General features: G+C 57.4%; 9 protein-coding genes. 7 read left to right on the top strand and 2 right to left on the bottom strand.

Features of this window, described 5'->3' with window-relative positions:
- Positions 1 to 11: 11 nt before the first annotated feature.
- Positions 12 to 1,283: an ABC transporter substrate-binding protein gene (locus IEW65_RS15785; RefSeq protein WP_188640416.1), complete on the bottom strand. Its 1,272-nt coding sequence runs from the start codon at positions 1,281 to 1,283 to the stop codon at positions 12 to 14.
- Positions 1,284 to 1,757: 474 nt separating this feature from the next.
- Between IEW65_RS15785 and IEW65_RS15780 the strand changes: the two genes are divergently transcribed.
- The 7 genes from IEW65_RS15780 to IEW65_RS15750 all read left to right on the top strand — a co-directional run bounded on the left by IEW65_RS15780 (position 1,758) and on the right by IEW65_RS15750 (position 11,227).
- The gene (locus tag IEW65_RS15780) at positions 1,758 to 3,290 is read left to right on the top strand and encodes a carbohydrate porin (protein ID WP_188640415.1); all 1,533 of its coding nucleotides are present in this window, start codon (positions 1,758 to 1,760) and stop codon (positions 3,288 to 3,290) included.
- Between the two features lie 124 nt (positions 3,291 to 3,414).
- The gene (gene malT, locus IEW65_RS15775) at positions 3,415 to 6,120 is read left to right on the top strand and encodes an HTH-type transcriptional regulator MalT (protein ID WP_188640414.1); all 2,706 of its coding nucleotides are present in this window, start codon (positions 3,415 to 3,417) and stop codon (positions 6,118 to 6,120) included.
- A 201-nt stretch (positions 6,121 to 6,321) separates the two neighbouring features.
- Positions 6,322 to 8,013 carry an alpha-glucosidase gene (locus IEW65_RS15770; RefSeq protein ID WP_188640413.1) on the top strand — a complete coding sequence of 564 codons (1,692 nt, stop codon included), beginning with the start codon at positions 6,322 to 6,324 and terminating at the stop codon, positions 8,011 to 8,013.
- Complete coding sequence (ugpC, locus tag IEW65_RS15765) at positions 8,001 to 9,116, top strand: sn-glycerol-3-phosphate ABC transporter ATP-binding protein UgpC (protein ID WP_188640412.1); 1,116 nt, start codon at positions 8,001 to 8,003, stop codon at positions 9,114 to 9,116. Before IEW65_RS15770 ends, ugpC begins: the two co-directional genes overlap by 13 nt.
- Before the next feature lie 106 nt (positions 9,117 to 9,222).
- Entirely contained in the window at positions 9,223 to 9,744 is a 522-nt protein-coding gene (locus IEW65_RS15760) for a DUF3455 domain-containing protein (RefSeq protein WP_188640411.1), read from the top strand.
- 125 nt (positions 9,745 to 9,869) lie between these two features.
- A complete protein-coding gene (locus IEW65_RS15755; RefSeq protein WP_229755595.1) occupies positions 9,870 to 10,493 on the top strand; it encodes a sigma-70 family RNA polymerase sigma factor in 624 nt (207 codons plus the stop codon).
- The gene (locus tag IEW65_RS15750) at positions 10,490 to 11,227 is read left to right on the top strand and encodes an anti-sigma factor (RefSeq protein WP_188640410.1); all 738 of its coding nucleotides are present in this window, start codon (positions 10,490 to 10,492) and stop codon (positions 11,225 to 11,227) included. The genes IEW65_RS15755 and IEW65_RS15750 overlap by 4 nt, the downstream gene beginning before the upstream one ends.
- Positions 11,228 to 11,270: 43 nt before the next feature.
- Here the strand turns inward: IEW65_RS15750 and trkA are convergent.
- A partial coding sequence (trkA, locus tag IEW65_RS15745) for a Trk system potassium transporter TrkA (RefSeq protein ID WP_188640409.1) occupies positions 11,271 to 12,215 on the bottom strand: 945 nt, incomplete at its 5' end.

The following is a 12,215-nucleotide window of genomic DNA, read 5'->3' as shown; positions in this document are numbered from 1 at the left end:
TGTCTCCGCGTTTACCAGTTGCGACGCTTCAGGCGCAGCAGTTCGCCTTCAAGGTCGGCGACGGCTTGAGCGCCATCTTTAGTGCCGGACAGCACGTCATGGGAGGTGCTGAAGAAAGCGTTGCTGACGCGGCCATAAGCATCTCCCGTGGGGGCAGAGGGGCGTGCCACCGCATTCGTGAAGGTATCGTAGAGCGTGCCGAAGAAAGGCACGGCATCGAGCACTTCCTGATCTTGGTAGAGCGCATCAATGGTCGGGTTATAAGAGGCCTGAATAGCACGACGCTTCTGCTCTTCTTCGCCGGTCAGGTAAGCGACCAAGTCAGCGGCAATCTCGGGGTGTTCGCTGTAGCGAGAAACGGCCAGGTTCCAGCCGCCCAGGCCTGCAGCGCTTTGGCCCTCTTCACCGCCCGCTGGCAGTTGAATGACGCCGACCTTGCCACGTACATCACTGTCGTCGCTTTGTGCCAGCGACCACGCGTAGGGCCAGTTACGCATAAAGACCGCATTGCCGCCTTGGAAAACACCGCGGGCTTCTTCCTCGGTGTAGTTCAACACGCCTTCTGGGGAGATATCGCCAATCCAAGAAGCGGCGAGATCCAGCGCTTGTGCGGCGCGTTCGTTATTGATGGTCACTTCACCGTCGTTATCTACCACGGTGCCGCCGCCAAAGCTTGCAACCCACTCAAGAGCGTTAACGGTCAAGCCTTCGTAGGCGCGCCCCTGGAAAACAAAGCCCTGCATGCGGTCGTTGCCTGCTTCACGCTCGGCGTTTTGAATCTCGCGGGCAATCTCGGTGAGCTCTTGCCAGGTGCTGGGTGCCTCGTGACCGTGCTTTTCAAGCAAGTCTTCGCGGTAGTAAAGCACGCCCGCATCGGTAAACCAGGGCATGGCGACCAAGCGGTCATCAATGGTGTTGTTGGTGACGATGGTGTCGAAGTGACCAGCTGCTGCCTCTTCGCCGAGCACCTCACGCAGGTCGAGCAGGTGGTTGGCGAGCAGGCCCGGCCATACCACGTCAATTTGCATCACATCGATATCGCTGGAGTTAGCAGAAAGAATTTGTTGGTAGAGCGAGAGGCGCTCAGTAGACGAGTTAGGCGTTGAAACCACATCAACACTGTGGCCAGTTTTCTCTTCCCAAGCCCGTACGCCTTCTTGGCAAAGGGTTAACTCTGCGCCCACCGCGCCACAAGAAATAGTCAGTTCAGCCGCTTGGGCAGACCCAGTGGCGCTGGCAATACTGGCCAAAGCAATGGCGGACGTGAGTAGTGTCTTTTTCATAACGGCGTTCCTCGGCGTTTTTTTGTTGTGAGTGATGGGGTATCAAAGCGCTAATGGCGCCTACTTAAACGATTAAGTACGATGCCAGTTAGCCGTCTGTTGGCGTGAAGTTCAATAGCGACTTTTGTCTAACGTGTTTGATTGCGTTTTTTCTAAGATAAAGAAGGCTTTAGACATTGGTCGATAATTAGCAAAAGCTTGTTGGTTTACTAGCTCTTAATCGATTAAGTTTCACCTGTCACTCTCCTTGCAGGCGAAACGTAAGTTGCTTTGCAACACTCATTGTAAAACCCAAGGGAACAGGGCTTTGCCGGTTGAAGGTCTTGGGATTGTTAGGCGAGTGAAGTCACTGACACGGGTGGCAGTTCTGAAACGCTTGATGTTAACCATACGGAACTTACTTCAGATGGTTAAAAGAGGGTTCAGACGTACAGTACAAAAAACAATAGGATTCAACTCTAGGGTTTAAAAACAATGCACAAAATGACATTCAAGACACCATTAGCCATTGCCGTTGCAACTGCCAGTCTCGGTTTATGCGGTGCTGCCAACGCCAACATGACCATGGAAGAGCGCTTTGCCGAGCTGGAAGCACGCATCGCGGCCGCTGAGCAGCGCGCTGATGCGGCTGAGCGTCGTGCGGAGCTGGCTGAGCAAACCAGTACTGCCCCAGCGTCCAGCGCGCCAGCAGCCGTGACGAGCGACGCTGAGATTGAAGAGCGCCTAGCGCGCGTCGAACGTCAAGCCAGCGGTGAAGAAGGCTTCTCGTTTAACGTCTACGCCCGCTCTGGCCTGTTAATCGGCGAAGATGGCAAAAGCGCCCCAGGTGGTCCGTACCTAACACCGGCAGGTGGCAACGGTGGTGCCGTGGGTCGTTTGGGTAACGAGCCCGATACCTACTCTGAAGCTATTTTGAACTACCGCATGCAGTTTGATAACGGTGCTAAAGCCCGTTACACCACCATGTTGGCTCACGGCACTAACTCCAGTAACGATTGGGTAGGCGATGACACCAATCTAAACGTGCGCCAGGTGTATGCAGAATTCAGTGACCTGCCCAGCTTTACCGGGGCGTTTGAAAACGCATCCATCTGGGCCGGTAAGCGCTTTGACCGCAACAACTTCGACATCCACTGGCTCGACAGCGATGTGGTCTTCCTGGCCGGTACCGGTGGCGGTGTGTACGACGTACAGCTGGCGGATAACTGGAAAACTAACTTCTCGCTCTATGGCCGCAGCTTCAGCGAATTCCCGATTGTTAACCGCGAAAACCCCGGTTTAGACGGCGGAGATAGCAATACAGACAACCTGGTTCTAACCTCCAATAACTACTTCGGTAACTGGCAGGTCATGGTCAACGGTATGTCCGCTGCTGATAACGAGGAGCGCGATATTGGCGTAGGCCAAACGGCTGCTGATACTGGCTGGCACACCATGGTGGCTTACCACGGTGATAGCTTCTTCGGTATGGGCGAAGGTAACTTCAAAGCCGCCGTGCTGCATGGCCAAGGCTTAGGGGCTGAAGTGAAAGCCCTGGGTAGCAACGGCGATCTTACTGACGACGCCACGGCCACGCGTTTAGCCATTTATGGTACTACCTACATTGCTCCGCAATGGCGTATTGCCCCTGCTATTTTGGCAGAAACCAGCGACGATCGTTTTGCTAACGGTGACAGCTACGACTGGGCAACTCTGAACATTCGTTTAGCGAATGAGATTAACCAGAACTTTGAAATGCAGTATGAAGCCAGCTATCAGTGGATGGACTTTGAACCGCAGGGCTATGATGGCCGTAACGCTGTCGATGGCGATTACATGAAGTTCACCATCGCGCCGACCTTCAAGCCAGACGTGGGTGGTTTCTGGAAGCGTCCTGAAATTCGTCTGTTCACTACCTACAGCGATTGGGACGACAGCCTGAACAGCTACGGTGCTAGCTCGCTGGGTAGCGATGGCTTCACCGGTGGTGAGTTCACCTTTGGTGTCCAAACTGAGGTATGGTTCTAAGGGCGAGCTGCTCACTAGCAAGGCTGTTTTGATCTCGGTTTGCACTAACTATGTGTTTTGCCAATGCTGATTGCCCGCGATTCGTCGCGGGCTTTTTATTAGCAGTAAAGCAAGAGGAGGGGCCATGCCGCTGCTTCAGGAAAAGCTAAAAGCACCTGCGCTGCCGCTGAGTGTGGTGGCAAGGCCGCGTTTGAACGACTATTTCGCCCTCAATGAGCGGGTGCGTTTGTTAGTTGTGCAAGCGCCTGCTGGCTATGGCAAGACCACGCTGCTTGCCGAGCGCCTGCCTGCGTTGGAGCAAGAGGCAGCATGGTTAAGACTAGATCAGCGCGATAACCAGCCTGCGCGTTTTCTGAACTACTGGCAGGCAGCGATCAGTACGCTGTTGGGCGATCAAGCGACGCTGTCGCCGTTGTCCGACGCGGCAGACTGCGTTGAGCAACTAGAGCGCTGGCTGGGCGAGCTGCCCGAGCAGCATACTGCCTGCCGGCTGGTGGTCGATGAGTTTGAGCACCTGACGCATCCGGATATATTAGCCGGGCTTGCGCACTGGCTGCGCCACCAGCCGCGCTGGCTAACCCTCACTCTCACCAGCCGTTCACGACCTGCGTTGGGGCTTGCCAGCCTACGCTTACGCGGTGAGCTTGAAGAGATTGATTTGCGCGCGCTGGCGTTCGATAGCGAAGAAGCTCATACCCTGTGTGCAGAGCAACTTAGTTTTCCGCCGACTCGGGTAAGCCTAGAGAGAGCGCTGCGCAGAAGCAGTGGCTGGGTAATGGCGCTGAATTGGCTGGTAGAGCGCACCACCACACGGGCGGGGTTCGATGCCTTGGTGGAACGGTTAAATGGTGGGCATCCCGATTTTGTGGCGTGGTTTGATGAACTGCTGGCCCAGGTATTGCCGCCAGATGAGCGTGAACTGATGCTACAGCTGGGCGTGCTAGAGCGATTCTCGCCGGAGCTAATGGCGCGCTTATTAGAAGGTGAGCGCCTGACGCAGCGGTTTGAGGCCTTTGAGCAGGCGGGGCTGTTTATTGAACGCCCTGACCCTCACGCCCAGTGGTACCGCTTTCAGCGATTGTTTGGCGAGTACCTGCGCCATCGACGCCACGAGCTTAGCCTTGCTACCCAGCGCACGCTACACCAGCGCGCCAGTCAGGCGTGGCTGGCACTTAACGACCCGGTGATGGCGCTGCGCCAGGCTATTCTTGCCGAAACGCCTGACGATGTGGCCAGCCTGCTGGTATCGCAGGGGCCTGCGCTGTTGGCAAGCGGTGCCTATGCACTCGTAGCCCAAGGCCTTGCGCTGCAGGGAGAGCCTCAGATCTCAACATGCCCAGAGCTTGCGTTGCTCTACGGCTGGGTATCCCACGCGCAGTTTCAGTTTGATGTCACCGCGAGGGTGATTAGCTGGATCGAAGCGCAGCTGCAGGTGCCTGAATGGCAAGTATTGAGGGCGGAGTTTGCCACCCTGAGAGCGCAACTGGCGATCAATCAAGGCAACGCTGAACTCGCTGCTCCGCTCGCTGAGCAGGCACTAGCCGTGCCCGCCCGCTATTTAGCCTCTACGCCACTCACCGCGACGTCCATCCTGAGCGAGGCGCGCTTTGTGCTGGGCTATTTAGAGGAATCACTGCAGCGAGTGCGCGAAGTGGAGCGACAGGCCCGTCAGCGTGACGACCACCAGCGGCTGCTTTGGTCGTTTTGCCATCAGTCGGAGACCCTGGTCGCCCAAGGGCGCTTACAGGCCGCCTACGATATTCAGGAGCGCGCTTTTGCTCACTTAGAGCGCGCAGAGCTTGAACACCTGCCCGTGGCGGAGTTTCTTTACCGGATTCGCAGCCAAGTGCTCTGGGAGTGGCACCGCTTGGACGAAGCCGAGCAGGCCGCGCTGAAAGGCATCGCCGTGCTAGATAATCAAGGCGAGCGTTGGACGTTGCAGTGCCATATCCAACTGGCTAAAATCGCCCAAAGTCGTGGCGATCAGGCCCAGTGCGCCGACCATATTCGGCGGCTGCGTAAAATTCTGGCCGAAGGCGATTACCATATCGACTGGGTCGCCAATGCCCACGCGACGCTGCTTTCCTGGTGGCACTCTACTCAAGACTTAGACGCAGTGGAGCGCTGGCGTCAGGAAGCGCCTGCCCCGATGACCTCAGGGGCGACCAACCATTTCGCCCAGTGTAACGTGCGCAACCACGCCCGAGCGCTCACGCTGTTGGGCCGCTTTGGTGAAGCCCGCACGCTATTAGAGGCGCTTGAAGTGCACACCCAGCGGTTAGGCCTGGTGACCGACGCCAACCGCAATCAGCTCTGCCTTGCCGCCGTGGCGTGGCACGAAGGAAGCAAAGAGCACGCGCGCCAGCATATGCAGCAAGCGCTGAGCCTCGCGTCTCGTACGGCGCTGGTAGGCAGCTTCTTACGCTTGGGTAAACCTCTGGGGGAGCTACTCAATGGGTTGCTCACGAGCGGTATGTTGACCGGCTTAGAGCAGGCGAGGGCAGAACGGCTGTTGGCGCTGGCGGGCCGACAAAAAGACTTTGGCAGCGCCCGGCGCTTAATGCTGGATGAAACGGTGATTGCCGATATTGTTTCCCGGCCCGATGTGCCAGAGCTTATCCGCACCTCGCCGCTGACCCGCCGCGAATGGCAGATTCTTGGGTTGATTCACGCTGGGCTCTCTAATGAGCAGATCGCCGAGCAGCTCTCAGTGGCACCCACCACCATCAAAACCCATATCCGCAGCCTTTACCAAAAGCAGAACATTCGCCGCCGGGATGAAGCGATTGCCCTGGCCGGTCAGCTGTTAGCACACATACAGGGGGAGTAGTTCTTGCAAATTAGTTCTTGAAAGGTAGTTCTTGAAAGAGCCATACGGCGCTTGGCCGTCTCTAGACTGCTTTCTTACACCTCCTCCTCGCGTCTACGCCTAACGCTCCCCCCGGGGGAGGATTTTATCTCGCCGCGCAGCCTGCATCATGCCAACCATCGTTGATTAAAACGTCGGCAATAATAAAGATAAGGACTCACCATGATGCAGACACCGTCTACTTCTCACTACATCGGCAGCCAAGGTGCCGACTGGTGGCGCGGGGCCGTGATTTACCAAATTTATCCCCGTAGCTTTATGGATAGCCATAGCGATGGCACGGGTGAAGGGGTGGGTGATTTAAAGGGTGTGATTGAGAAGCTCGACTACATCGCCTCACTGAACGTCGATGCGATTTGGCTCTCACCGTTTTTCACTTCACCCATGAAAGACTTTGGCTACGACATCAGCAACTACCGCGATGTCGACCCGATGTTCGGTACGCTGGAAGACTTCGACCGCCTAGTCGAAGCGGCCCATGCGCGAGGCCTGAAGGTGACGATTGATCAGGTGATGTCCCACTCCTCAGACCAGCACGCCTGGTTTGAAGAGAGCCGCCAAAGCTGCGATAACCCTAAAGCCGACTGGTACGTGTGGGCCGACCCCAAGCCCGACGGCGCGCCGCCCACCAACTGGCAGTCGGTGTTTGGCGGCAGCGCCTGGCAGTGGGATACCCGCCGCTGCCAGTACTACCTGCACAACTTCCTGGCCAGCCAGCCGGACCTCAACTTCCGCACCCCAGCGGTGGTAGACGCCATGCTGGAAGAAGTGCGCTTTTGGTTAGAGCGCGGTGTAGACGGCTTCCGGCTGGACGCGGTGAATTTTTGCACCCACGGCGAGTTAAAAGATAACCCGCCGCGTCAGGAAATCACCGAGAGCTTTCTTGGCGTTCGCCCCGACAACCCCTACGGCTATCAGCTTCATCAATACGATAAAACCCAGCCGGAAAATCTGGTGTTTCTAGAGCGTCTGCGAGCGCTGCTGGATGAGTACCCCGGCACCACCAGCGTGGGCGAAGTGGGCGACGACGACGCCCTGGGCGTGATGGCGGAGTACTCCCAGGGTGGCAAGCGCCTGCACATGTGCTACTCGTTCAACCTGCTGACCGATAAAGCTGACCCCGGCTACCTGCACGAAACGCTCACCGAAATGGAAGCGCGCATTGGCGATGGCTGGCCCTGCTGGGCGCTGGGCAACCATGATGTGACGCGGCTGGCAACCCGCTGGCAGGCGGAAGGGCAGCTCGATAAGCTACGTCTGTATATGGTGTTTTTGCTCAGCCAGCGGGGCAGCGTGTGCCTCTATCAAGGCGAAGAGCTGGGCCTACCCGAAGCGCAGCTGACCTTTGAGCAGCTCGTTGACCCGGCCGGCATTACCTTCTGGCCCGCCTATAAAGGCCGTGATGGCTGCCGCACCCCACACCCCTGGCAAGCAGATGCCCCCCATGCAGGCTTTAGCCGCGCAACGCCTTGGCTGCCGGTGCCCGATTCCCACGCAAGCCTGGCGGTGGACCAACAAGAGCAGGATGCCGATTCGCTGCTTAACGCCTACCGTGCGTTTTTAGCGTTTCGGCGCACCCAGCCCGCGCTGGTTAAAGGTGACATGCGCTACCACCCGGTGCGCGATGACGTGCTCTGTTTTGAACGCACCTATCAACAAACGCGCTTGTTGGTAGCACTCAACTTTAGCGACCAGCCTATCACTCGTGCAGCTCCCGAGAGTGCAGCAGCATTAGCCGCTGCGCCTGCGTGGCTAAACGGTGAATGGCAGGCCGGTACGCTGACGCTGCCGCCGTTTGGGGTGGCCATTGCTCGCTGCCCGCAAGCACAGGAGGATGCGCCATGGGACGTTTAACCCTTAGCGGTATTGGTAAATCTTTTGGCGGTGTTGAGATTTCACGGGATATCGATCTCACCATTGAAGATGGCGAATTCGTCGTATTTGTTGGCCCCTCTGGCTGCGGTAAATCCACGCTGTTGCGCATGATTGCAGGGCTCGAGGATATTACCGAAGGGGATATGCAGTTAGATGGCCAGCGGATCAACGAGATTCCGCCCCAGGAACGGGACATCGGCATGGTGTTTCAATCCTACGCGCTCTATCCGCATATGAGCGTGGCCGAGAATATGGCGTTTGGCCTGAAGCTGGCGCGTACCGACAAAGCGGAAATTCGCCGCCGCGTGCAGCACGCCGCTGAAATGCTGCATTTGACAGAGCTTCTGGAGCGCAAGCCCAAAGACCTCTCCGGCGGCCAGCGCCAGCGGGTGGCCATTGGCCGCACGCTGGTGAAAGAGCCCGCTGTATTTCTGTTCGACGAGCCGCTCTCTAACTTGGATGCCGCGCTGCGCGTGGATATGCGGGTACAGATCGCCGCGCTGCATAAGCGCTTAAACGCCACCATGATTTATGTCACCCATGATCAGATCGAGGCGATGACCCTGGCGGATCGCATCGTGCTGCTCTCCAAGGGGCGCATTGCCCAGGTAGGCGCACCGCTATCGCTGTATCACTTTCCCAATACTCTGGAAGTGGCGGAGTTTATTGGCTCGCCGCGTATCAATACGCTGCCGGTGACGGTGGTCGACCCCGGCGAGCGCCAAACCGTGGTGCGCCTGCATAGCGGTGAAACGCTGGCAGTGGCGGTGAATGGCCAAAAGCTTCAAGCAGGCGATAGCGCTACGCTGGGCCTGCGCGCCGAAGATTTCGTCGCCCCAGAGCACGCGGATGCAACGCTGAGCGCGACGCTCATGGTGGCTGAAAAGCTGGGCTATGAAACCCTTGCCCACTGGCAGGTGGCGGGCATCGAGGCTCCCTTAACCCAACGCTTGGACGGCTTAACCCGGCTGGAAGAGAGGCAAGATTCCCGCTTGGGAATCGCGGGCCAGCGCTGCCATCTGTTTGACTCCAATGGCAACGCCTGCCCACGCCAAATCACGGTCGATGGTGTGAGCCGATAACGTTTTTAAATTTTTTTTAAAAAGAGTGCATCCAATCGGTCTCCTTGTGTGTATCCCCTATACAGCCACAGAAAAAGTGGTTGATACACAACCCAAGGAGACTGACATGACTATTCAACATCTAACGCGTGCTACCCTCGCTGCGACTCTGATTGCATCTTTCAGTCAAGCGGCGCTGGCCGATGTGCCTGCCGACATTCAAGTGCCCGATGGCCACAGCGTTGCTCTTGAAACGGTAGGGGTAGGCGCGATTACCTACATGTGTGAAGCCAAGGACGATGGTAGCCTGGGTTGGGTATTTAAAGGCCCTCACGCCGCGCTGAATGACCGCGAAGGCAATCAAGTAGGCAGCTACTACGGCCCGCCCGCTACCTGGGAAGCGCTGGACGGCTCTAAAGTGACTGCGACTCAGCTGGCCGTGTCACCTAACGGCGACGGCAACATTCCGCTGCAGCTAGTAGAAGCCAATCCAGCGGAAGGCGAGGGTGCCATGAATGGTGTGTCCTACATTCAGCGCCTGGATACTCAGGGCGGCGTTGCGCCTAACGTTGACTGTGGCACCGATAACGAAGGCGCCACCGCTGTGGTCACATATCAAGCTGACTATATCTTCTGGACCGCTAACTAAGCGTCCGTCAAATACTGACATTTGTTAAGTTCAGTAAGGCTAGGGACTCGTATCAAGGCTCCCTAGCCGCTATGCTAACTGGCAGTGCGACGACAGATATCGGCGCGTGACCAGGGAGTGAAGATGTGTCTGATAGTGATATGTCTGAAACAGGTAAGGTTCATAATATTAGCGCTGAGAGTGACGGCTCAAGGCCTACCCATGAATTCGATTACGCCGATGCGTTAGCCCGCTGTGCACGGGGTGAGCATGCAGCCCTTCACCAGCTCTATCAGTATGAAGGTTCCAAGCTGCTTGGCGTTGTTTACCGTATCGTAAAAGACCGTGGCATGGCCGAAGATATTGTCCACGATGCCTGCCTTAATATTTGGCAGCGTGCTGATAGTTTTGATCCTCACAAAGGGGCTGCCCGTACTTGGATTTTCAGCATTGCTCGCCACTTGGCGCTTAATGCGATCCGCGGGCGAGACCGCGAAGTGAGCGTTGACCTGAATGCCCCCCATGAACTCGATGACGACGACACCTTTCAACAGGCGTCGCGGGTGACGGATGCCTTTGATTGGCAAACCGGTCAGCGGATGGATGAGTGTTTGCAGCAGTTGGAAACCGAACGCCGTAACTGCGTGCTGCATGCTTATGTGGATGGCTTGAGCCACGCAGAGATTGCGGCTCACACCGGCGCGCCGCTAGGCACGGTAAAAGCCTGGATCAAGCGCAGCCTGCTTCGCTTACGGGAGTGCATGGCATGAGCCCTTCAAACAAACCCGATGATCTTCATGCGCTAGCGGGGGAGTACGTGCTGGGCACGTTGCCCATCGCTGAACGTGAAGCCTTTGAGGCGCGTTTAGCCAACGACCCCGAGCTACAAAAGGCAGTCGCCGCCTGGGAAGAACGCTTCTTTCCCTACACTGCGATAGTTGATCCCGTTACGCCCTCTGACTACCTCTGGCCGCGCATTGAGCGCAGCTTAAAAGCATCTGCTGCCGGTGCTCCGGCATCCGCGCCCACACGTGCTCCCAGGCCGAATGCACCGCGCCGCCGCTTAGTGCACAGCCTGCCGTTTTGGCGAGGGGTTGCTGGAGTGGGCTTAGCCGCTGCGCTAGCAATGGGCGTGATGCTGACAAACGTTGCCAATACGCCCGCCACGCCGGAGTACATGGTGGTGTTGTTAGCGCCGCAAACCCAATCGGCAGGGTGGGTGGTTCAAGCTGCCAACCGCCAGGAGATTCAGCTCATTCCGCTGGGCACCTTTGAAGTGCCAGAAGGCAAGGCGCTTGAGTTCTGGACCAAAGCCGATGATTGGCAAGCACCTGTCTCGCTAGGCTTGGTAGAACCAGGGCAGCCTCTGCGCCTGCGCTTAGATCAGCTTCCCCCGCTTGAGGATAACCAGCTGTTTGAGCTCACCTTGGAAGATGACTCCGGGTCGCCTACGGGTCTCCCCACCGGGCCTATAGAATTTATTGGCCGCGCGGTAGAGATTTAACGCCGCCACCGTGGTGGTGGGGCGTTTGTCACAACAGCGTTTGCTAAAAGAAGGTTAAACCGACTTGGAACAGACGCTCCACATCGCGAATTCGCCGCTTATCAATCAGGAACAGAATCAGGTGGTCGCCGCTTTCCACACGCACATCGCCGTGGGCAATCATCACCTCTTTACCTCGTACAATGGCACCGATGGTAGTGCCTTCAGGTAAGCCAATCTCATCGATGGTGCGTCCTACGACTTTTGATGACTGCTTATCCCCGTGGGCGATGGCCTCAATGGCTTCTGCCGCCCCCCGGCGCAGCGAGTGTACGTTGACGATATCGCCCCGGCGAACGTGAGTCAGCAGGCTGCCGATGGTGGCCTGCTGGGGGGAAATCGCAATATCGATATCGCCACCCTGGACCAAATCCACATAGGCAGCGTTGTTGATGAGGGTAAGCACCTTTTTCGCCCCCAGCCGTTTCGCCAGCAGCGACGACATAATATTCACTTCGTCGTCGTTGGTGAGCGCACAGAAGATATCGCAATCTTCAATGTTCTCCTCTTCCAGCAGCCGTTTGCTGGTGGCGCTGCCGTGGAGCACGACGGTGCGGTCTAGCCGCTCGGAAAGCGCGGTGCAACGCTCCAGGCTGTGCTCGATGATCTTGACCTGATGGCTGTGTTCTAAGTGTTCCGCCAGCCGCTCGCCAATGTTACCGCCCCCGGCAATCACCACCCGGCGAAAATCCCGCTCGACCTTGCGCAGCTCGCTCATCACCGCGCGAATATCCCGCCGGGCGGCCAGGAAAAACACCTCGTCGTCCGCTTCAATCACCGTGTCGCCACGGGGAATGATGGGCCGGTTGCGGCGGTAAATCGCCGCCACGCGGGTTTCCACGTTCGGCATATGCTTGCCCAAAAACGCCAAATCCTGCCCCACTAGCGGGCCGCCGTAGAAAGCTTTGACCGCCACCAGCTGCACCAACCCACCGGCAAACTCCAGCAC

The sequence above is a fragment of the Vreelandella lutescens genome, assembly GCF_014640815.1.
Lineage (GTDB): Bacteria > Pseudomonadota > Gammaproteobacteria > Pseudomonadales > Halomonadaceae > Vreelandella > Vreelandella lutescens.
Note: the sequence above shows the minus strand (reverse complement) of the source record. Positions and strands in the feature narration are given on the sequence as shown.